21 protein-coding genes are annotated in these 21,011 nt (G+C 72.3%); 11 read left to right on the forward strand and 10 right to left on the reverse strand.

The window, feature by feature from the left end; all coding sequences use genetic code 11:
* Positions 1-96 precede the first annotated feature (96 nt).
* The 4 genes from gshB to rsmI are packed head-to-tail and all read right to left on the reverse strand — an operon-like array spanning position 97 to position 3,175.
* Positions 97-1,041 (reverse strand): glutathione synthase, encoded by a 945-nt coding sequence (gene gshB / locus VIL67_RS04230; RefSeq protein WP_332047592.1) that lies wholly within the window; start codon positions 1,039-1,041, stop codon positions 97-99.
* A gap of 54 nt (positions 1,042-1,095) precedes the next feature.
* Complete coding sequence (locus VIL67_RS04235; RefSeq protein ID WP_332047593.1) at positions 1,096-1,911, reverse strand: transglutaminase family protein; 816 nt, start codon at positions 1,909-1,911, stop codon at positions 1,096-1,098.
* A gap of 23 nt (positions 1,912-1,934) precedes the next feature.
* Positions 1,935-2,309: a YraN family protein gene (locus VIL67_RS04240; protein WP_332047594.1), complete on the reverse strand. Its 375-nt coding sequence runs from the start codon at positions 2,307-2,309 to the stop codon at positions 1,935-1,937.
* A complete protein-coding gene (rsmI, locus tag VIL67_RS04245; RefSeq protein ID WP_332047595.1) occupies positions 2,306-3,175 on the reverse strand; it encodes a 16S rRNA (cytidine(1402)-2'-O)-methyltransferase in 870 nt (289 codons plus the stop codon). Before rsmI ends, VIL67_RS04240 begins: the two co-directional genes overlap by 4 nt.
* Positions 3,176-3,252: 77 nt before the next feature.
* Here rsmI and VIL67_RS04250 point away from each other — a divergent pair, with 77 nt between their 5' ends.
* Complete coding sequence (locus VIL67_RS04250) at positions 3,253-4,479, forward strand: pyridoxal phosphate-dependent decarboxylase family protein (protein ID WP_332047596.1); 1,227 nt, start codon at positions 3,253-3,255, stop codon at positions 4,477-4,479.
* On the opposite strand, the gene hemW is transcribed toward VIL67_RS04250, so the two are convergent.
* Both hemW and rdgB read right to left on the reverse strand, forming a co-directional pair.
* Positions 4,476-5,621 (reverse strand): radical SAM family heme chaperone HemW, encoded by a 1,146-nt coding sequence (gene hemW / locus VIL67_RS04255; RefSeq protein ID WP_332047597.1) that lies wholly within the window; start codon positions 5,619-5,621, stop codon positions 4,476-4,478. The genes VIL67_RS04250 and hemW overlap by 4 nt on opposite strands.
* Positions 5,622-5,648: 27 nt before the next feature.
* Positions 5,649-6,248, reverse strand: a complete 600-nt coding sequence (gene rdgB, locus VIL67_RS04260) for an RdgB/HAM1 family non-canonical purine NTP pyrophosphatase (protein ID WP_332047598.1) — start codon at positions 6,246-6,248, stop codon at positions 5,649-5,651.
* A gap of 368 nt (positions 6,249-6,616) precedes the next feature.
* On the opposite strand from rdgB, the gene VIL67_RS04265 reads away from it, so the two are divergent.
* From VIL67_RS04265 to VIL67_RS04275, 3 genes are all read left to right on the forward strand, one after another.
* Entirely contained in the window at positions 6,617-7,147 is a 531-nt protein-coding gene (locus tag VIL67_RS04265) for a DUF2975 domain-containing protein (RefSeq protein ID WP_332047599.1), read from the forward strand.
* A 9-nt stretch (positions 7,148-7,156) separates the two neighbouring features.
* On the forward strand, positions 7,157-7,396 hold the full coding sequence (locus VIL67_RS04270; protein ID WP_332047600.1) for a helix-turn-helix domain-containing protein: 240 nt from the start codon (positions 7,157-7,159) through the stop codon (positions 7,394-7,396).
* 101 nt (positions 7,397-7,497) lie between these two features.
* The gene (locus VIL67_RS04275) at positions 7,498-7,905 is read left to right on the forward strand and encodes a response regulator (protein WP_332047601.1); all 408 of its coding nucleotides are present in this window, start codon (positions 7,498-7,500) and stop codon (positions 7,903-7,905) included.
* A 398-nt stretch (positions 7,906-8,303) separates the two neighbouring features.
* Here the strand turns inward: VIL67_RS04275 and rph are convergent, their stop codons facing one another.
* On the reverse strand, positions 8,304-9,020 hold the full coding sequence (rph, locus tag VIL67_RS04280) for a ribonuclease PH (protein ID WP_332047602.1): 717 nt from the start codon (positions 9,018-9,020) through the stop codon (positions 8,304-8,306).
* A gap of 111 nt (positions 9,021-9,131) precedes the next feature.
* On the opposite strand from rph, the gene hrcA reads away from it, so the two are divergent.
* From hrcA to VIL67_RS04300, 4 genes are all read left to right on the forward strand, one after another.
* On the forward strand, positions 9,132-10,202 hold the full coding sequence (gene hrcA / locus VIL67_RS04285; protein ID WP_414696182.1) for a heat-inducible transcriptional repressor HrcA: 1,071 nt from the start codon (positions 9,132-9,134) through the stop codon (positions 10,200-10,202).
* Positions 10,203-10,218: 16 nt separating this feature from the next.
* Positions 10,219-10,845, forward strand: coding sequence for a nucleotide exchange factor GrpE (gene grpE, locus VIL67_RS04290; RefSeq protein WP_332047604.1), 627 nt, complete (start codon positions 10,219-10,221; stop codon positions 10,843-10,845).
* A 211-nt stretch (positions 10,846-11,056) separates the two neighbouring features.
* On the forward strand, positions 11,057-12,175 hold the full coding sequence (dnaN, locus tag VIL67_RS04295) for a DNA polymerase III subunit beta (RefSeq protein WP_332047605.1): 1,119 nt from the start codon (positions 11,057-11,059) through the stop codon (positions 12,173-12,175).
* A 13-nt stretch (positions 12,176-12,188) separates the two neighbouring features.
* Entirely contained in the window at positions 12,189-12,761 is a 573-nt protein-coding gene (locus tag VIL67_RS04300) for a histidine phosphatase family protein (protein WP_332047606.1), read from the forward strand.
* Positions 12,762-12,764: 3 nt separating this feature from the next.
* Here the strand turns inward: VIL67_RS04300 and VIL67_RS04305 are convergent, their stop codons facing one another.
* Complete coding sequence (locus VIL67_RS04305) at positions 12,765-13,070, reverse strand: zinc-finger domain-containing protein (RefSeq protein WP_414696183.1); 306 nt, start codon at positions 13,068-13,070, stop codon at positions 12,765-12,767.
* Positions 13,071-13,156: 86 nt separating this feature from the next.
* Between VIL67_RS04305 and VIL67_RS04310 the strand changes: the two genes are divergently transcribed.
* Positions 13,157-14,110, forward strand: a complete 954-nt coding sequence (locus tag VIL67_RS04310; protein WP_332047607.1) for an ABC transporter ATP-binding protein — start codon at positions 13,157-13,159, stop codon at positions 14,108-14,110.
* Positions 14,111-14,117: 7 nt separating this feature from the next.
* Here the strand turns inward: VIL67_RS04310 and VIL67_RS04315 are convergent, their stop codons facing one another.
* On the reverse strand, positions 14,118-14,666 hold the full coding sequence (locus VIL67_RS04315; RefSeq protein ID WP_332047608.1) for a GNAT family N-acetyltransferase: 549 nt from the start codon (positions 14,664-14,666) through the stop codon (positions 14,118-14,120).
* 79 nt (positions 14,667-14,745) lie between these two features.
* On the opposite strand from VIL67_RS04315, the gene mutS reads away from it, so the two are divergent.
* Complete coding sequence (mutS, locus tag VIL67_RS04320) at positions 14,746-17,448, forward strand: DNA mismatch repair protein MutS (protein WP_332047609.1); 2,703 nt, start codon at positions 14,746-14,748, stop codon at positions 17,446-17,448.
* A 19-nt stretch (positions 17,449-17,467) separates the two neighbouring features.
* Here mutS and VIL67_RS04325 read toward each other — a convergent pair whose 3' ends face one another.
* Positions 17,468-17,917, reverse strand: coding sequence for an endonuclease domain-containing protein (locus tag VIL67_RS04325; protein WP_332047610.1), 450 nt, complete (start codon positions 17,915-17,917; stop codon positions 17,468-17,470).
* Positions 17,918-18,108: 191 nt separating this feature from the next.
* Here VIL67_RS04325 and VIL67_RS04330 point away from each other — a divergent pair, with 191 nt between their 5' ends.
* Entirely contained in the window at positions 18,109-20,925 is a 2,817-nt protein-coding gene (locus VIL67_RS04330) for a [protein-PII] uridylyltransferase (protein WP_332047611.1), read from the forward strand.
* Positions 20,926-21,011 lie beyond the last annotated feature (86 nt).

Genomic DNA, 21,011 nt, shown 5'->3' on the forward strand with positions numbered 1-21,011 from the left:
CCCCTGGATAACGCCGTGATCCTGCGGCTAAGCCGTGGCACAAGCCGGACGGGCGATCAAGAACATTCCGGGAACGTGAGTGCGGCGGACAAGCCGCTACCCGGCGCGGATCGCCTCGATCCGGTCCCACAGCGCCTCGGTGGCGTCGATCCGGGTGAACGCCTTCAGCGCGACCGCTCCGGTCGGCGAGGTCACGTTGATCTCGGTCAGCCACTCGCCGATCACGTCGATGCCGACGAACAGCAGGCCGCGCGCCTTCAGCTCCGGCCCGATGGTGGCGCAGATCTCGCGGTCGCGGGCGGTCAGCTCCACCGGCTCGGCCTTGCCGCCCACCGCCAGGTTCGACCGGATCTGGCCCTTGGACGGCACCCGGTTGATGGCCCCCACCGGCTCGCCGTCCACCAGCAGGATGCGCTTGTCGCCCTTCACCACGCCCGGCAGGAACTTCTGGACGATCACCGGCTCGCGATCGATCTGGGCGTGCAGCTCCAGCATGGCGTCGATGTTGGGGTCGTCGGCCAGATGGCGGGTGACGCCGGAGCCGCCGCGGCCGTTCAGAGGCTTCATCACGATGTCCCCGTGCCGGGCCCTGAAGTCGTAGATCGCCTCGCGGTCGGCGGTGATCAGGGTCGGCGGCTGCAGGCCGGGGAAGCGGGTGACGAACAGCTTCTCGGGCGCATTGCGCACCTCGCGGGGGTTGTTCACCACGAGGGTCTGCGGATGCACCGCCTCCAGGAAGAAGGTGGTGTCGATGTAGTGCATGTCGAACGGCGGGTCCTGGCGCAGCAGGACCACGTCGAACGCGGTCAGCTCGGTCTTGCGGTAGTCCGACAGGGTGGCGTGGGCGCCCTTCACCCGCTGGACCGTGACGTCGCGGCCGCGGACGAAGACGCGGCCGTCCTCCATGGCCAGGGTGTCGGTGGTGTAGACGAAGAGGCTGTGGCCGCGGGCCTGGGCGCTCTCCATCATCAGGAAGGTGGTGTCGCCCTCGATGTTGATCCCCTCGATGGGATCCATCTGCACCGCGACCTTGAGGGCCATCCGTCCGCTCCCGACTGCTCAGTTGAGCGACATAGGCGACAGGAGAGGCCGGCGCTAGTTCAGGCGGAGTCGGACGCGTTCCCTCTGGGCGCGGGCGGCGAGCGCGGCGCCGCCGTCGAGCGTCGTCGCTCGCGCCAGGGCTTCGAGGGCGCCGGCGAGCGCGCCCTGGCCCTCGCGGGCGGCGGCGACGTCCAGCCAGGGGCGGTGGTCGGTGGGGTCCAGCAGGGCGCGGCGCAAGGCGGCGCGCTCGGCCCGGGGGAAGTCGCGGACGGCGGAGGCCCGGGCGTAGATGGTGTTCTGCAGGCGCACGAGCACCGCGCGGTCGCTGACCGGGGCCATCAGCCGGTCGAGGCGGTCGGCGACGTTGGGGGTGAGGCCGGCGTGCAGGGCGCGGCGGGTCAGCTCGGAGGGCAGCACCACCCGGCCTTCGGAGAACGGGTCGAGCGCCAGGGGCCCTTCCTCGGTCTCGATGCGCAGCAGGAAGTGGCCCGGGAAGTCGACGCCCTGGACGGTCAGGCCGCACTTGCGGGCCACGTGGAGGTAGTAGACGCCGAGCGCCACGGCGATGCCCTTGCGCCGCTCGCAGACGGAGATGACGTCGGCGTTCTCGGGATCCTCGTGGGTGAACAGGTCGCCCTGCAGGCGCAGGTCCCCGGCCAGGGCCTCGGCCAGGGCCTCCTCGGCGCTCTCGCGCTTCAGCCGCTGGGCCAGGCGCTCGACGCCGGCGGAGCCCAGGTCGCGCGCCACCTGCGGGTCGCGGCTGGGGTCCTCGTGGATGGCGCAGGCGATCGCCGCCTCGAGCAGCGGAAATTCGCCGTCCGTGGCCGACCCGGCCTCCAGCAGGAAATCCTCTGCGTCTTCGCGCGTCATCGAAGGTCCCAAACCGCGCGCCGTCAGGCGCCCTTCCAAGCGTCGGGAATATGCACAGGAAGCCTGCGGGGTGCGAGCGCCACCAGATCGAGGCGAACCGTCGCATCCCTCAGCGCCGGGCGGCGCGCCGCGAGCAGTGCGCCGGCGCGTCGCAGGCGATCGCGCTGGTCGAAGGTGACTGTCTCCAGCGCGTCGGCGAGGCTCGCCCGGCGCTTGACCTCGACCACCACGAGCGTCCGGCCGCGGAGCGCCACGAGGTCGATCTCGGCGATCCGGGTGCGCAGGCGGAAGCCGAGGATGCGGTAGCCCTTCAGCATCAGCCAGACGGCCGCCAGCACCTCGCTGCGCCGGCCCGCCCGCCGGGCGGCTGCGCCCCGCGCCGAGCGAGCCTGGCTCACTTGCCGGCCCTCAGCTCCATGGCCCGGCGGTAGAGGTCGCGGCGCGGCAGGCCGAGCGCCTTGGCCACCTCGGCCGCCGCGTCGGCCGGCTTCAGGCGGGTGAGCGCGTCGGCCAGGGCGGCGTCGACGTCGGCGGCGGTCGCCTCGGTCTCGCGGCCAGGGCCGACCAGCACCACCAACTCCCCCTTGGGGGCTTCAAACTGCGGGTCTGCGGCGAGCGCCGACAGCGGCCCGCGCACCACCGTCTCGTAGAGCTTGGTCAGCTCGCGGCAGACCACGGCCTCGCGGTCGCCGAGCACCGCGGCCATGTCGGCCAGGCTGTCGGCCAGCCGCGAGCCGCCCTCGAAGAACACCAGGGTGGCGCGGATGCCGGCCAGCTCCGCCAGGAAGGTGCGCCGCGCGGCGCCCTTCGGCGGCGGGAACCCCGCGAACAGGAACCGGTCGGTGGGCAGGCCGGCGACGGACAGGCCGGCCAGCAGGGCCGAAGCCCCTGGGATGGGGAAGACCGGATGCCCGAGCTGCGCGGCCTCGCGGACCAGCCGGTAGCCGGGATCCGACACCAGCGGAGTCCCGGCGTCCGAGATCAGCGCCACCCGCTGGCCCTCGGCGAGCGCCGCCATGACCCGCGGCCGGGTCTGCTCGGCGGCGTGCTCGTCGTACCGGGCCAGCTTGGCGGACAGGCCGTAGGCCGAGAGCAGCTTGCCGGCCACCCGCGTATCCTCGGCCAGCACCAGGTCGGCCGCGTTCAGGACGTCGAGGGCGCGCAGGGTGATGTCCCGCAGGTTGCCGATCGGGGTGGCCACCACATAGAGGCCCGGGGCCAGCGGCGCGTCGTCGAGGGCGGGGGTGGGCAGCAGCCGAGCCATGCGGCGAGGGTTCGCCGCTCGCGCGCCGAAAGGCAAGGCGCCAAGATCGGCGGCAAGGGAACGAGACGGAGGACGACATGCGCACGCCGCTGCCGCAGACGGGCCGGGACTGGCCGACCGTGAAGGGCGAGATGCTGGCCTATGCCGAGGGCGACGTGCGCTGGCGCGAGGGCAAGACCGCGGTCTACGTGTTCAACGCCGGGGCCGAGGTGGAGCAGGTGCAGAAGGAGGCCTACGCCCTCTTCATGTCCGAGAACGGCCTGGGGCCGGCGGCCTTCCCCAGCCTGAAGCGGATGGAAGACGAGGTGGTCGGATTCGGCCTGCAGCTGTTCAACGCGCCGGAGGGCGCGCGCGGCGCCATCACCTCGGGCGGCACGGACTCCATCACCATGGCCATTAAGGCGGCCCGCGACCACGCCCGGAAGGCAAGGGGCGTGACCGGGCCCCTGAACCTGGTCCTGCCGCGCTCGGCCCACCCCGCCTTCGACAAGGCCTGCGCGGTCATGGAGATCGAGGTCCGCCGCACGCCGCTGAAGGCGTTCCTGGCGGATCCCGAGGCCATGGCGGCTGCGGCCGACGCCGCTACCGTGATGATCGTCGGCTCGGCGCCGAACTTCCCCTACGGCCTGATCGACCCGATCGCGGCGCTGTCCGAGCTGGCGGTCGCGCGGGACCTTTGGCTGCATGTGGACGCCTGCGTGGGCGGCTACATCGCGCCCTTCGTGCGGATGAACGGCGTCGACATCCCGGCGTTCGACTTCAGCCTCCCCGGCGTGCGCTCGATGTCGGCCGACCTGCACAAGTACGGCTACTGCGCCAAGGGCGCCTCGACGGTGTTCTTCCGCTCGGAGGACCTGCACCAGCTGATGGCCTTCGACTTCCGCGACTGGCCGGGCGGGCGGATGGTGACGCCGACCCTCGCCGGGACCCGCCCGGGCGGCGCCATCGCCTCCGCCTGGGCGGTGATGAACTTCCTGGGCGTGGACGGCTACCGCCGCAAGCACGCCCAGGTGACCGAGGCGCGCGAGCGCATCGCCGAGGGCGCCACGCAGATGGGTTTCCGGGTGCTGGGCGACCCGCAGCTCGGCCTCTTGGCGTTCACCCGTGAAGACGTGGACTGCGTGGCCGTCTGGGCGAAGCTGCGCGAGCGCGGCTGGTTCACCGGCGTCACGACCGAGCCCAAGAGCCTGCACCTGATGCTGTCGCCCGTGCACGCGCAGGTCGCCGACCAGTATCTCGCGGACCTGGAATGGGCGCTGGGCGCCGCGGGCGGGCCGGCCACCGCCGAGCCTCGCTACGCCTAGGCGAGCAGCTCGCGGGTGACGGCGTCGAGCACCAGCCGGCCGGGCCGGGTGGCGCGAAGGCGCGCCGGGTCCTCGGCGAGCAGGCCGAGCTCCACGAGGCGGCCGACCCGGGCGGCGTCAATGGCCAGGGCGGCGATCTCGCGGTAGGCGACGCCCTCGTCGATGCGCAGCCCCGCCAGCAGCCGCTCCTCCGCGGCCTCGACGGGCGACAGGGTCTCGCGTGTCTCGAACCCGACGCCGGTCCGGTCCACGGCGGCGACGTAGTCGGACGGTCGCGGGGCTGCGAAGGTGGCCTCCCGGCCGGCGGCGGTGGTGATCCGGCCATGGGCCCCTGGGCCGACGCCCACGTAGTCCCAGCCCCGCCAGTAGACGAGGTTGTGGCGCGAGCGAGCCGCATCTCCGCGCGCATGGTTCGACACCTCGTAGGCCTCGAACCCCTCGCGCTCCAGGACGGCCTGGGTGGTCTCGAAGAGCGCGGCGCCGGCGTCGGGATCGACGGGGGTTATCCTGCCGCGACGGACCGCGCGGTCGAAGGCGGTGCCGCCCTCGATGGTCAGCTGGTACGGCGAGACGTGCTCGGCGCCGAGCGCCACCGCCTGCGACAGCTCCTGGCCCCAGAGCTGCGGCGTCTGCGCCGGCCGCGCGTAGATCATGTCCACGGAAAGCCGCGGGAAGACCCGGGCGGCGGTCTCCGCGGCCCGGATCGCCTGGGCCGCGTCGTGGTTGCGGCCGAGGAAGGCCAGGGCCGCATCGTCAAGCGCCTGCAGGCCCAGCGACAGGCGATCGACCCCGGCCTCGGCGAAGCCGGCGAACCGCGCGGCCTCCGCATCGGTCGGATTGGCCTCGAGGCTGACTTCCAGGTCGGGGGCCGCGGTCCAGAGGCGGCGGGCCGCCGCCACGACCTCGGCGGCCCAGGACGGGTCCATCAAGGACGGGGTGCCGCCGCCGAAGAACACCGAGACCAGGCCACGGGGCCCGGTCAGCGCCCGCTGCGCCTCCAGGTCCGCCACGATGGCCCGGGCGAGCGCCGCCTGCTCGTCCGTTCGGCCGCGGTCGCGGAAGACGTTGAAGTCGCAGTACGGGCAGATCCGCGCGCAGTAGGGCCAGTGGACGTAGACGCCCAGCGGCGGGAGGTCAGTCATGGCGCGGCAGGTGGGGAGGGCGCCGGCTCAGAGCAACGCCGCCTTCAGCTTGGCGAAGGCTCGGGCCCGGTGGCTCATGGCGTCCTTCTGCGCCGGGTCGAGCTCGCCGAAGGTGCGGTCGTGGCCCTCCGGCACGAAGATCGGGTCGTAGCCGAAGCCCCGGTCGCCACGCGGCGGGAAGGTCAGGGTCCCGTCGATACGCCCTTCGACCACCACGGCGGGTCCATTCGGCCAGGCCACGGCGAGCGCGCTGGTGAACCAGGCGGAGAAGTCCTCGGCGCCGGCCTCCTCCAGCCGCTGCTCCACCTTCCGCATGGCGACCATGAAGTCCTTGCCAGGACCCGCCCAGCGCGCCGAGTAGATGCCGGGTTGCCCGTCGAGCGCCGCCACCGACAGGCCGGAGTCGTCGGCGATGGCCACCAGGCCCGTGGCGTCGGCCGCCGCGCGGGCCTTCAGCAGGGCGTTGCCGACGAAGGTCGATTCGGTCTCGTCCGGTTCGCCCAGCCCCAGTTCGCCGGCGGTGACCAGCTCGAAGCGGTTCTCCAGGATCTCGGCGAGCTCGCGGGCCTTGCCGGGGTTGTGGGTGGCGACGACCAGCCGGGCGCCGGGCTCCAGGGTCAGGGGCATGGGTCACTCCTTCAGCGGCGGGCGACCATAGCGCCAGCGCGCGGTGTTGCATTGCGAAAGTTTAATATCGTTACTCGATATTAATTTGATCGACTTTCAATGCGGGCATATCGTTTTTCACATCGGGGAGGGGTTCGCCGCCCCACCAAACGCTGCAGTGCAGCAGACAAATGGAGATGTGAGATGTTCGCTTCGATGATGTCCGCCATGGACCGCTACGCCCTGGTCTTCTTCATGGCCCTGGCCGCGACCCCGCTCGCCGCGGTCGCCGCCGGCGTCGCGATCTAATAGGCTTCGCCTGTATGGGGGTCGCCCGACCCGCGCCGGCGCCTGCGGCCCGGCCGGGTCCAGGCGTCGGAGGGGTGAAGATGCGCGCGCTCGGGCCAGGCTCGGTTTCCAGCTTCCTGAAGGTCATCCTGGACGTCGTTTACTACGCGCTGTGGATCGGCCTCGCCGTCGTCGTGGTGCTGATCTTCCTGGCCCTGCTGATGGGCTTCAACCCCGAGTTCCTGCAGAGCCTCAAGCTGTCCGGCGACTTCGGCGAGATCCAGGAGCCGGTGCCTGTGGTGGCCGGCGGGCTGGCCGCCGGCGGGCTCTACCTGGGCGGCATCCTGGCGATCGTCTGGTCCCTGCGGCGCATCTTCGCGACGCTGACCGCCGGCGATCCCTTCCACCCGGACAATGTCCAGCGGCTGCGTTTCATCGGCCTGATCCTGGCCGGGCTGGAGCTCGGCCGCTACGCCGTGTGGGGCGCCTCCCAGTGGCTGCTGTCGGACGTGATCCGCAACGAACCCAATTTCAGCCTGACCGCCTGGTTCTCGGTCCTGGTGGTCTTCGTGCTCGCCGAGGTGTTCCGCGAGGGCGCGCGCCTGCGCCGCGAAGCCGAGCTGACGATCTAGGACCCCTGCATGCCGATCCGCGTACACCTGGACCGCGTCCTGCTCGAGCGGCGCATGTCGCTCACGGAGCTTGCCGACCGCGTCGGCGTGACCATCGCCAACCTGTCCATCCTGAAGACCGGCAAGGCCCGCGCCGTGCGTTTCACCACCCTGGCCGCCCTTTGCCGCGAACTCGACTGCCAGCCCGGCGACCTGCTGCTCTACGAGCCAGGTCCTGACGACGACGCGGCAGCGGACGAGGAGGAATAGGGCGCCCCAGCGGATGCGGTGATAGCTCAAAAGCGCCGCGCCGCCGCGTATGGTAACCGGTTGAACACCAGCTGCATGGCAACGCTTCGGCTGGAGGCGCCATGTCGGAATCCCTGTCAGCCAGCTCGCCAGCCGCCCTGCGCGGCCTGGTGGTCGACGACAACCAGGGGCATCGCCAGGCCTTGGGCGCCATCCTGACCGCCCTCGGGATCGAGGCCGAAACCGCCGAAGACGGGCTGGAGGCGTTCGAAAAGCTTCAGATCCGGGCCTACGACATCGTGCTGATGGACATCTCCATGCCCCGCATGGACGGGCTGACGGCGCTCAGGAACTTCCGCTCCTGGGAAACGGACCACGCCATCGTCCGGACGCCGGTGGTCATGGTGACCAGCCATGACAGCCTGGATGATCGACTGGCCTCGATCGGCGCAGGCGCCGACCAGCACATCGGCAAGCCGGTCGGCCTTGCGCCCATGCTGGCGGCCCTGGAGCAGGTCCTGAACGCCTGACGCCGGCGATGCGATTGGCGGCCAGCGCCTCCGTACGCCGCCGGGCTGATGGGCGACCGCGTTCAGGCGCCGGCCGGGACCCTGCGGATGTTGCGCTGCACACACACCGGTGCGCCATTGTGACGCCGTTGCAGCCCAAGGAGCTGCAATTCCTTGATCCGTGAATTCGGCGCTCCTATATGCGCTGCAGCAACGCGATGTTCGCAGTTGCAGCAGAGGAGTGTCGAGCCATGATGGCCAAGATCGAACGCTTCCTGGACGCCATGTTCGCGCCCCTGGCGCGCGAGCTCGGCCGCCTCCCGCCCCAGGCGGTCCGCGGCCTGTTCGGCGGCTTCTAAGGAACAGTTGGACGCGGGCGGCCTAATCCGCCGCCCGCCGCCCTGCTCCGCAGCTCGACGTCAGCCGCCCGCCGCCTGCCTCTGCAGGTCGCACAGCTCGCGGATGCCCTTGCGGGCCAGGCTGAACAGCGCCTCGAACTCGGCCTCGGAGAAGCCGCGCTTCTCGCCGGTGGCCTGGATCTCCACGATGTCGCCCTTGCCGGTCAGCACGAAGTTGGCGTCGGCCTCCGCGTTGGAGTCTTCCTCGTAGTCCAGGTCGAGCACCGGCGTGCCCGAGAACACCCCGCAGCTGATGGCGGCCACCTGGTCGAGGATCGGATCCTTGGCGATCACGCCTTCGTCCAGAAGGTAGCGCGTGGCCATGCGCAGGGCGACCCAGGCGCCGGTGATCGCCGCGGTGCGGGTGCCGCCGTCGGCCTGGATGACGTCGCAGTCGAGGGTGATCTGCCGCTCGCCCAGGGCCTTCATGTCGATGACGGCGCGCATGGAGCGGCCGATCAGCCGCTGGATCTCCTGGGTGCGCCCGGACTGCTTGCCTTGCGCGGCCTCCCGGCGGCCGCGGGTGTGGGTGGCGCGGGGCAGCATGCCGTACTCGGCGGTGACCCAGCCCTGGCCGCGGCCGCGCAGGAAGGGCGGCACGCTCTCTTCCACGCTGGCGGTGATCAGCACCCGGGTGTGGCCGAAGCTCGCCAGGCAGGAGCCCTCGGCGTAGCGGTTCACGCCAGTTTCGAGGCGGACGGGGCGGAGCAGGTCGGGGGTGCGTTCGGACGGCCGCATGGGTGGAACTCCAAGGTGCGTACGGGCGTCTTGCGCCAACGAAGGTCGCGCTTATCCTAGATCGAACAGGTCCAGTCCATGGGCGCAGTCAGAGCACAGCACGAAGCCCAAGTGAGCAGTCCCTTCCTGGCCCGCGGGCCGTCGCTCGCCGAACTCGACGAACGCGCGAGGGACATCTTCCGCCGCATCGTGGAAAGCTACCTCGAGACCGGCGAGCCGGTGGGGTCGCGCACGCTCTCCAAGAGCGGGATCACCCTGTCCCCGGCCTCCATCCGCAACACCATGCAGGACCTGACGCAGCTCGGCCTGTTGGGCGCGCCGCACGTCAGCGCCGGGCGGCTGCCGACGCACGCGGGGCTCAGGCTGTTCGTGGACGGCCTGCTGGAGGTGGGCGACGTGGGCGAGGACGAGCGGCGCTCCATCGAGGCCAGGCTCCGGGCCCACGGCCGCAACTTCGAGGAGGCGCTGAACGAGGCCACCGCCATCCTGTCGGGCCTGGCCGGCGGGGCGGGGGTGGTGGTCACCCCGATCCGCGACGCCGGCGTCAAGCACGTGGAGTTCGTCTCGCTGGGCGTGGAGCGGACCCTGGCGATCATGGTCTTCGAGGACGGCACGGTGGAGAACCGGCTGATCCGGCTGCCGGCCGGGGTCACGCCCTCGGCCCTGACCGAGGCGGCCAACTTCCTGAACGCGCGCCTGCGCGGCCGCACCCTGGCCGAGGCCAAGGCCGACCTGCGCTCGGACCTCGACCGCGCCAAGCGCGAGCTCGACGAGACCGCGGCGCGGCTGGTGGAGGACGGGCTGGCCGCCTGGGGCGGCGGCGGCGACGACGACCGGGCGCTGATCGTTCGCGGCCGGGCCAATCTGCTGGAGAGCCGCGAGGCGGTGGAGGACCTGGAGCGGGTCCGCTCCCTGTTCGAGGACCTTGAGCACAAGGAGCAGCTGATCCAGCTGCTCGACGGGGTCCGCGACGGCCAGGGGGTGCGGATCTTCATCGGGGCGGAGACCCGGCTGTTCTCGCTTTCGGGTTCCGCGGTGATCGCCGCACCCTATATGACGGGCTCGCAGCGGGTGCTGGGCGCCATCGGCGTGATCGGGCCCGCGCGACTGAACTATGCCCGGGTCATTCCGTTGGTGGACTACACCGCCCGCGTGCTTGGCCAGGTGATGAACGCTCAATAGGAAGCCGAAGAGACACATGTCCGAAGACAAGACGCCCGCCGACGACGCCGAGGCCTTCGACTTCGCCGACGAGGACGCCGGCCAGCTCGCCGCCCTGAAGGCCGAAGCCGCGGGCCTGCGCGAGCAGGTGCTCCGCTATGCGGCCGACATGGAGAACACCCGTCGCCGCGCCGAGCGCGAGGCGAACGACGCGCGCGCCTACGCCATCCAGAAGTTCGCCAAGGACCTGCTGGCGGCCGCCGACTACCTGGCCATGGCCACGGCGCACGCCCCGGCCGACCACCCGGACAGCGTGGTGAAGAACTTTGTCGTGGGCGTGCAGATGACCGAGAAGGAGCTGCAGACCGCCTTCGAGCGCAACGGGCTGAAGAAGATCGCCCCGAAGCCGGGCGACAAGTTCGACCCGCACCAGCACCAGGCCATGGCCGAGCAGCCGGCCGAGGGCGGCGTGGCGCCGGGCGCCGTGCTGCAGCTGATGCAGCCGGGCTACGAGCTGCTGGGCCGGCTGGTGCGGCCGGCCACCGTGGTCGTGGCGGCCAAGGCCGCCGGGGCCGCGCCGTCGCCCGCCGACGGGGCCGGAAACCCCTACGCCGCCAACGACGAGCAGCCCGCGGGCGGCGGCTCGGTGGACACCCGGGCCTAGGGCGGCGCGCGCCGTCGCTTCCTCTCCCACGCCTGCGGCGCGGGAGAGGAGTCGCCGAGCGGCGCTGCCTGTGGAGCAGATGGCGCAGAGCGGCTTCGCCTTACGTTCCGCCTCTTCCCCGGACACGGAAAATGGCTAATGTCGCAGGTCCCTTCCTGTCGGGGGCGCGAGGGCGGTTCGCCCCTGCGCATATGAGGTCCGGGACCAAGGTATGAAGCTGACGATCGAGCGCGCGGCGCTCCTGAAGGCGCTGGGGCACGTGCAGAGCGCCGTGGAGCGGCGCAACACCATCCCCATCCTGTCGAACGTCCTGCTGTCGGCCGAGCGCGACCGGCTGACTTTCTCGGCCACCGACCTCGACATGGAGATCATCGACGAGGCGATGGCCCAGGTGGACCAGCCGGGCCAGATCACCGCGCCCGCCCACACCCTCTACGAGATCGTCCGCAAGCTGCCGGAAGGCGCCGACGTGGTGCTGTCGTTCACCGGCGAGGACCCGCGGCTGACGGTGGCGGCCGGCCGCTCGCGCTTCAACCTGCCGGTGCTGCCGGCCGGCGACTTCCCGGTGATGAGCTCGGACGGCCTCTCCGGCCAGATGACTGTCGACGTCACCGATCTGATCCGGCTGATCGACAAGACCCGCTTCGCCATCTCGGCGGAGGAGACCCGCTACTACCTGAACGGCCTCTACCTGCACACGGTGAGCGACGGCGGAGCGCCGAAGCTGCGCGCCGTGGCCACCGACGGCTCGCGACTGGCGCTCGCCGAGATGCCGGCGCCGGAGGGCGCCGTGGGCGCGCCCGGCGTGATCGTGCCGCGCAAGACCATCAGCGAGGCGCGCCGCCTGCTGGATGACGCCGGCGAGAACGCTGAGCTGCAGATCAGCCCGCAGAAGATCCGCTTCGAGCTAAACGGCGCGGCGCTCACCTCCAAGGTGATCGACGGCAACTTCCCGGACTACGCCCGGGTCATCCCCAAGGGCAACGACCGCATCGTCATCGTCGACGCCCAGCTGTTCGCCAAGGCCGTCGACCGGGTGGCCACCATCTCGGCGGAGAAGAGCCGCTCGGTGCGGATGGCCATCGAGCCCGGCCGGGTGGTGCTGACCGTGCGCAACATGGAGGCCGGCCAGGCCGTCGAGGAGCTGGAGATCGAGTACGACGGCGAGCCCTTCGAGCTCTCCTTCAACGCCCGCTACCTGCTGGACATCACCGACCAGATCTCCGGCGACACCGCCGAGCTCCGGTTCGGCGGCCCCAACGACCCGGCCCTGGTGCTCGACCCGGCGGACGCCGACGTCCAGTACATCCTGATGCCGCTGCGCGTCTGACGCGGAGGGATCGGTGGCGAGCGTCCTGGTCGTCACCCACCCGGAGGTGAACATCGACCCCGCCACGCCGGTCCCGCAGTGGGGGCTGTCGGAGGTCGGCGCCGACCGCATGCAGACCTTCGCCGGCTCGCCGGCGGTGGCGAAGCTGGCGGCCATCTGGAGCAGCGCCGAGACCAAGGCCGTGGAGGCGGCGGGCATCCTGTCGGCGACGCTGTCGCTCTCCGCCCGCGTGGAGCCCGACCTGCACGAGAACGACCGCAGCGCCACCGGCTACCTGGTGGAGGCCGAGTTCCAGAAGATGGCCGACGCCTTCTTCGCCAATCCCGAGCAGAGCGTCCGCGGCTGGGAGCGGGCGGTGGACGCGCAGGCCCGCATGGCGGCGGCGGTGGACCGCTGCCTGGCCGCCTCGTCGCCCGGCGACGTGGCCATCGTCGGCCACGGCGGGGTCAGCGCGCTGCTGCTCTGCAAGCTGCTGGGCGAGCCGATCGCGCGCGCCTTCGACCAGCCCTTCGCCGGCTGCTACTGGACCTTCGACCGGGAGACCCGCGAGGTCACCGCGCGCTGGAAGCCGATCGCCCCGCGCTGAGGCCTAGTGCCCGTGCGGGCCTTCGTAGACGCCGGGAGCCAGGCGCTCGTCCTCGACGCCCTCGCCGGCGTCCTTGGCGAGGACGAAGCGGCGGTCGCAGTAGGGGCACTCCACGAAGCTGGCCTCGCCCATCTCCAGCCAGACGCGCGGGTGGCCGAGCGCGCCGCCGACGCCGTCGCAGGCCACCCGGCCCGAGCGGACGGTGATGACCTCGGGGGCCGGCAGGTCGGCGGCGATGGCCGGGCGGGCCGGCATCGGCTCGGGACGGGCCTGGGCTTCGACACCCTTGTTGCGGACGCGGCGGGCCATGGCTTCAGAAACCTCTTCATTGCCGCGGGCGCGGCGCGCGCCTAGGTACGGGATCGCGGCTTTCGCCGTCAACGACTGGACGGGGCATGGACCTACCCGAGTACGCGATCGAGGCCACGGGCCTCGTGAAGACCTACGCCGCTACCAAGACCACGCCCGAGATGCGGGCGCTGAAGGGCCTCGACCTGGCGATCCCGCGGGGCTCGATCTTCGGCCTGCTGGGGCCGAACGGGGCGGGGAAGTCCACGTTCATCAACATCCTGGCCGGACTGACCAAGAAGACCTCGGGCACCGTGCGCATCTGGGGCCGCGACATCGACGAGCGGCCGAGAGACGCCCGCGCCGCCATCGGGGTGGTGCCGCAGGAGATCGCCGCCGACCCGTTCTTCACGCCGCGTGAGGCGCTGGAGGTGGCCGCCGGCATGTACGCCGTGCCGCCGAAGGAGCGCCGGACCACCGAGCTGCTCACGGCGCTCGGCCTGGCCGACAAGGAGAAGGCCTATGTCCGCCAGCTGTCCGGCGGCATGAAGCGCCGGCTGATGGTCGCCAAGGCCATGGTCCACAACCCGCCGGTGCTGATCCTCGACGAGCCCACCGCCGGCGTCGACGTGGAGCTGCGCCGGCAGCTCTGGAACTACGTGGTCGAGCTGAACCGCAAGGGGGTGACCATCGTGCTCACCACCCACTACCTGGAAGAGGCCCAGGAGCTCTGCGACCAGATCGCCATCGTCAACCGCGGCCAGGTGGTGGCCTGCGAGCCCACCGCCACCCTGCTCAGCCGCATGGACACCCGCAACGTCCTGGTGACGCCGGAGGAGCCGCTCGCCGCCGCCCCCAGCCTGCCCGGCTTCGAGACCAAGCTGCTGAAGTCCGGCGGCTTCTCGGTGAGCTACCGAACCGGCCAGTCGAGCGTCGAGCAGGTGCTGGCGGCGATCCGCGCGTCCGGCCTGCACATCCGCGACATCTCCACCGAGGACCCCGACCTCGAGGACGTCTTCGTCAGCCTGACCTATGCGGCGCCGGAGGCGGCGGAGATCTAGGCGGCGCCTAGCCGCTCACGCGCCGGATGTCCGGCCAGCGGTAGGCCACCTCCCACAGCAGGCCGCCGCCCGGGCCGGGCTCGCGGCGGGCCGGCTCGGCGACGCCGCCCAGGCGCTCGTAGAAGCCCCGGGCGCGGGTGTTGTCGCGCAGGACGGAGATCACCAGCGAGCCGAAGCCCTGGTCGCGCAGGGCGCGCGCCGTGCGGGCGAGCAGCTGACGGCCGACGCCCTGGCCCTGCGCCCGCCTGAGCACATAGAGCACCGCGATCTCGGCCTCGTTGGGGAGGCCTCGGCGCGAGGGGCCGCCGCTGGCGTAGCCCACGAGCCCGCCGCGGTCCGCGGCGGCCAGGGTGACAGGGCCTTCAAGGCGCTGTAGTTCGCGGGCGAAGCGGCGGGCGAAGCCCGGCTCGCTCATCCGCGCCAGGAAGGCGTCCGGCAGCAGGCCCTGGTAGGTCTCGCGCCAGCTGGTCACGTGCACGTGGGCCAGGGCCTCCGCATCGGCGGGGCCGGGCGGGAAGATCACGGCGGCGGACGACGCTCCACGGGCCTGGGACATCCATCCACAGCTTGGGACCCTAGGGCGCAGGTTCAAGGCCTCCCGCGAAGCGATTCGTTAAGATAGCGTCGCCCGTTCCATGAACGCGCCGTCCCCCGCCGCCCAGCTCTCGGGCACGCCCGATCCCGCCGCCGGCGCCTCGCCGGTGATGGCGCAGTTCTTCGACGCCAAGGCCCGCCAGCCGGACGCGCTGATCTTCTTCCGGATGGGCGACTTCTACGAGCTGTTCTTCGAGGACGCCCAGAAGGGCGCCGCGGCGCTCGGCATCACGCTCACCGCCCGCGGCCAGCACCTGGGCCAGCCGATCCCCATGGCCGGCGTGCCGGTGCACGCCGCCGAGGCCTACATGGCCAAGCTCGTCCGCGCCGGCTTCAAGGTCGCCCTCTGTGAGCAGATGGAGGACCCCGCCGAGGCCAAGAAGCGCGGGTCGAAGTCGGTGGTGCGGCGCGACATCGTCCGGGTGGTCACCCCCGGCACCCTGACCGAGGACGGCCTGCTGGACGCCCGGGGCGCGAACCGCCTGGCCGCGGTGGCGATCCGGGCCGGCGCCGCAGCGGTGGCCTCCGTCGAGCTCTCCACCGGCGAGGTGGAGGTGCTGGCCACCTCGGTGTCCGGCCTCGCCTCGGCCCTGGCGGCGCTGGGCCCCTCCGAGGTGCTGGTCCCCGACCGCCTGTTCTCGGACGAGGCGGTCAACGCGGCCCTCAAGGTCTCCGGCGGCTTCGTCCAGCCCCTGCCGCAGGCGCTGGCCGAGCCCTCGGCCTCGGAAGCCAGGCTGAAGCGGCTTTACGGCGTCGACACCCTGGACGGCTTCGGCCAGCTGGGCGGCGCCGAGGTCTCGGCGCTCGGCCTGATCGCCGCCCACCTGGAGACCACCCAGGCCGGCCGCCTGCCGGCGCTGTCGCCGCCGCGCCGGGCGGGCGAGACCGACGTCATGGCCATCGATCCGGCCACGCGCGCCAGCCTGGAGATCGAGCGGTCCCAGGCGGGCGGCCGCGACGGCTCCCTGCTGGCCGCCATCGACCGCACCGTCACCGCGCCGGGCGCCCGCCTGCTGGCCGCCCGGCTGGCGCGCCCGCTGCTCGACCCAGCCGCCATCGACGCGCGGCTCGACGCAGTGGCCTGGTTCTGCGAGCAGCGCGGCCAGCGGCAGCGCCTGCGCGAGCAGCTGCGCAGCCTGGGCGACATGGCCCGCGCCCTGTCGCGCCTGGCGCTCGGCCGCGGCGGCCCGCGCGACCTCGGGACCCTGCGCGACGGCCTGGTGGCGGCCGAGGCGATCGTCGCCCTCTTCGCCCAGACCCGCGACCCGCTGGTCAACCCGCCGGCCGAGATCGCCCAGGCCCTGGCGGCCCTGAACCCCGACCTGCACGCCGACCTGCTGGCCTTCCGCGACCTGCTGGCGGCCGGCCTGGGCGCCGAGCTGCCGGCCCTGGCGCGCGACGGCGGCTATGTGGCCCCGGGCGTCCGGCCCGAGCTCGACCAGGCCCGGGCCCTGCGCGACGACAGCCGCCGGGTGGTCGCCCAGCTGGAGGCCCGGCTCGCCGAGGAAAGCGGCATCGCGCTGAAGGTCCGCCACAACGCGGTGCTGGGCTACTTCGTGGAGTGCACCGCCAAGGCGGCCGAGCCGCTGATGCAGGCGCCGCTGAACGCCACCTTCATCCACCGCCAGACGCTCGCCAACCAGGTGCGCTTCACGACGGTGGAGCTGGCCGAGCTGGACGCCAAGATCGCCCAGGCCGCCGAGCGGGCGCTGGCCATCGAGGTGGAGACCTTCGAGGCCTGGCGCGACGCCGCCTGCCGGATCGCCGCCGACATCCAGGCCGCCGCCGAGGCCGCCGCCCGGCTGGACGTGGCCGCAGCCATCGCCGAGTGGGCCGACGACGTGGGCGCCACCCGGCCGACGGTGGACCGCTCCACCGCCTTCGAGGCCGAGGCCGCGCGCCACCCGGTGGTGGAGACGGCGGTGCGCCGCGCCGGCGACGCCTTCACCCCCAACGACTGCCGGCTGGACGGGGCAGGGGCCGTGGCGCCCCGGCTGTCCATCGTCACCGGCCCGAACATGGCGGGTAAGTCGACCTTCCTGCGCCAGAACGCCATCCTGGCGGTGCTCGCCCAGGCCGGCTGCTTCGTGCCGGCCAAGCGGCTGCGGCTGGGCGTCGTGGACCGGCTGTTCAGCCGGGTGGGCGCGGGCGACGACCTGGCGCGCGGCCGCTCCACCTTCATGCTGGAGATGGTGGAGACCGCCGCCATCCTCACCCAGGCGACGCCGCGCAGCCTGGTGATCCTCGACGAGATCGGCCGCGGCACCGCCACCTACGACGGCCTGGCCATCGCCTGGGCCTGCGCCGAGGCCCTGCACGAGACCAACCGCTGCCGCGCCCTGTTCGCCACTCACTACCACGAGCTGGCGGTCCTCGAGGGCCGGCTGGCCTTCGTCTCCAACCTCAGCCTGAAGGCCAAGGAGTGGAACGGCGACCTGATCTTCCTGCACGAGGCCGGCCCTGGCCCGGCGGACCGCTCCTACGGGGTGCAGGTGGCCAAGCTGGCCGGGGTGCCGCCGACGGTGGTCGCCCGCGCGAAGGACGTGCTGGAGCGCCTCGAGCGCGAGGCCGCCGGCCCGGCCAAGCTCGACGACCTGCCGCTGTTCGCCGCCGTGGCGGAAGCGCCGGCCGACGGCCTGCGTGGCCCCAGCGAAGTGGAAGAGGCCCTCAAGACCCTCGACCTCGACGGCATGAGCCCCCGCGAAGCCATGGACGCCCTCTACCGCCTGAAGGGGATGCTGTAAGAGCTGGCGCGCTGTCCCCTTACTCCTCTTCCCGCTTGCGGGGAGAGGGTGGGGTGAGGGGCGGCTCGTGCAGGGGTGATCCGCCGTTGGCGGGCCAAGGGCCCTCGGCCTCGCCGCCGCAGGAGTCGAGGATGGCGTCACACACCGCGCCGCGATCCTCCAGCACCTGGAAGTTCCAGAACCGGATCACCCGCAGCCCCTGAGCCGCCAGCCACTCCGTCCGTCGCGCGTCGTACGCCTCGGTTTCGGAGTGGTGGCCGCCATCGAGCTCCACGACGAGCTGGGCCTCCGCACAATAGAAGTCGACGATGAACGGGCTGATCGGGACCTGTCGCTTCCACTTCCAGCCGCCGAGACGGCGATCCTGGAGCGCGCCCCAGAGCCGCGCCTCAGCCGAGGTGTCCTCGCGACGCAGCGCCCGGGCGCGGTCGCGTGGCGTCCTGTCCCTGAGGGTACGGATGCGGCCCATGGTGAGAGCTTAGCCGCAGGGGCTGCGGCGCCGGAAGAGGGCCCTCGGGCGGCCAGCGGCGGATCACGGTCGCACGCGCCGCCCCTCACCCAGCCTCTCCCCTCCCACTTCGTGTGGGGGGAGAGGAGTGGGTCCCAAAGGGAGAGGAGATGAGTGCGGAAATCGCGACACGCGTCCTATATGCTTCCCCCATGCCCCCCCGCCTTCGCCCGACCCGGATCGAGTACGTCGTCGACGGGGTGAAGCTCCGGTCGCAGCTGTCGGCGGCGGCGCTCGAGCAGCTGGGCAACGAGGCGGCGCAGCGCAAGGCGGCGCTGGAGATCCTGAAGGCGGCTCTGTTCCGTGGGCGGATGATCGCCAAGGAGCGGCTGGAGAACGGGGCGGGCGGCATCGAGACGGCGCGCCTGCTGTCCGGCGTCACCGACGAGGTGGTCTCCGCGCTGTGGGACTTCACCACCGTCCACGTGTTCCGGGCCCGCAACCCCACGGAGGGCGAGCGCCTGGCGCTGATGGCCGTGGGCGGCTACGGCCGGGGCACGCTCGCGCCCTTCTCCGACATCGATCTGCTGTTCGTGCGGCCCTACAAGCAGACGGCCCACGCCGAGAGCGTGATCGAGTACATGCTCTACGCCCTGTGGGACCTCGGCTTCAAAGTCGGCCACGCCTCGCGGACGATCGAGGAGTGCGTGCGGCTGGCGCGCGAGGATTTCACCATCCGCACCTCGATCCTCGAGGCCCGCCGCCTGGCCGGCGACGAGCAGCTGGCGGCCGAGCTGGTGCGGCGCTTCCAGGCCGACGTGGTTAAGGGCACGGGCGCCGAGTTCGTGGCCGCCAAGCTGAAGGAGCGGGACGACCGCCACGCCCGGGCCGGCGCCAGCCGCTACCTCGTCGAGCCGAACGTCAAGGAGGGCAAGGGCGGCCTCCGGGACCTCAACACCCTGTTCTGGATCGCCCAGTACCTGAACCCGGGCGAAAGCATCGAGCGCGTCCTGCAGCTGGAGATGTTCGAAGGCCGCGACGTGCGCACCTTCGTGCGGGCCTTCGACTTCCTGTGGGCGGTGCGCAGCCACATGCACTTCACCACCGGCCGGCCGGAAGAGCGGCTGACCTTCGACCTGCAGCCGGAGATCGCCCGGCGGATGGGCTATGGCGACCGCGGCGACAACCCCGCCGTGGAGCGCTTCATGCGGCGCTACTTCCTGATCGCCAAGGAGGTGGGGGCGCTGACCCGGGTGTTCGCCGCCAAGCTCGAGGCCGAGCAGGTGAAGAGCCGGCCCACCGGGATCTCGCGCCTGCTGCCGAACCGCAAGCCGAAGCGGAAGCCCCTCGACGAGCCGGGCTTCCACGAGGTCGGCGGGCGCCTGGCCATCGACGGGCCGGAAACCTTCGAGCGCGATCCGGTGAACCTGCTGCGGCTGTTCCGGATCGCCGACCAGCGCAACCTGGACCTCCACCCCGACGCCTTCACGGCCGCCTCCCGCTGCGCCGCCCTGATCACCTCGGCGGTGCGCCGCGACCGCCATGCCGCCAAGGTGTTCCTGGACATCCTCGCCCGCGGGCGTGACCCGCAGCGGACGCTCGGCCTGATGACCGAGGCCGGCGTGCTCGGCCGCTTCGTCCCGGAGTTCGGGCGCATCGTCGCCCAGATGCAGTTCAACATGTACCACTCGTACACGGTGGACGAGCACACCCTGCGCGCCGTGGGCGTGATCGCCGACATCGCCGACGGGCGCCTGGCCGACGACCATCCGCTGTCCGTCCAGGTGATGCCGCTGATCGCCGACCGCGAGGCGCTGTTCCTGGCCATGCTGCTGCACGACACCGGCAAGGGCGGGGTGGGCGGCCAGGAGAAGGCCGGCGCCCGGGCGGCGCGCCAGGCCTGCGAACGCCTGGGCCTGGAGCGCTCCAAGATCGAGCTGGTGGCCTGGCTGGTGGAGCATCACCTGGTGATGAGCGACTACGCCCAGAAGCGCGACGTCTCCGACCCGCGGACGGTGGCCGACTTCGCCCGCATCGTGGAGACGCCCGAGCGGCTGCGCCTTCTGCTGGTGCTGACCGTCGCCGACATCCGCGCCGTGGGCCCGGGCGTCTGGAACGGCTGGAAGGGCCAGCTGATGCGCGAGCTCTATGCGGCCACCGAGGCGGTCTTCCGCGGCGGCCGCGGCTCGGACGCCGCCGCCGCCCTGAAGCGCCACTACGAGAACGCCGCCTACGACGCCCGCGTGGCCCTGGCCAAGGACGATCCGCAGACCGAGCCCTGGGCCGACGCCATGGAGGACGCCTACTTCTCCGCCTTCGCCACCGAGGAGGTGCGGGCGCACGCGGCGCTGGCGCGGCGGGCGACCGGCGGGGCGGCGGCCGAGGGCCGGGTCCGCACCGACCGCAACGCCGCCGAGCTGGTGGTGGCCGCCGCCGACCGGCCCCGGCTGTTCGTCGACCTGGCCGAGGCGATCACCGCGGCGGGCGGCAATGTGGTGGGCGCCCGGGTCTTCACCTCGCGCACCGGCCAGGCGCTCGACGTCTTCTACATCCAGGACGTCACCGGCCAGCCGTTCGGCGACCAGAACCCCCGCGCCCTCGACCGCCTGGCCGACGCCCTGGCGGCGGCGGCGCGCGGCGAGCCGGTGCGCGGCGAGGCGGCGCGCAAGACCGACCTCGGCCGCACCGCGGCCTTCGCCATCACGCCGACGGTGATGCTCGACAACGAGGCCTCCGAGACCTCGACGGTGGTGGAGGCCTCCGGGCGCGACCGGCCGGGCCTGCTGGCGGCGCTCGCCCGCACCCTGGCGGACGCCGGCTGCTCGATCGTCTCGGCGCACATCGACAGCTACGGCGAGCGCGCGGTGGACGCCTTCTATGTGGTGGACGCCAACGGCCGGAAGCTCGCCGACGCCCGCAAGCGCAACGCCCTGAAGACCGCCCTGCTCGCCGCCCTGACCGCCGGCGAAGAGGACGGCGCCGGCCGCCGGGCCCACCTGCAGAAGGCCCGGGCGAGCGTCGCGCGCTAGGCCCTCTCCTTGCCCTCTCCGCCGAACCTCCACCCCCGCGGCGCCCGGGCCGCTTGACGCCGGCGGCCACTCAGCCGACCAACGGC

Origin of the sequence: Phenylobacterium sp. (genome assembly GCF_036563385.1) — a bacterium.
Lineage (GTDB): Bacteria > Pseudomonadota > Alphaproteobacteria > Caulobacterales > Caulobacteraceae > Phenylobacterium.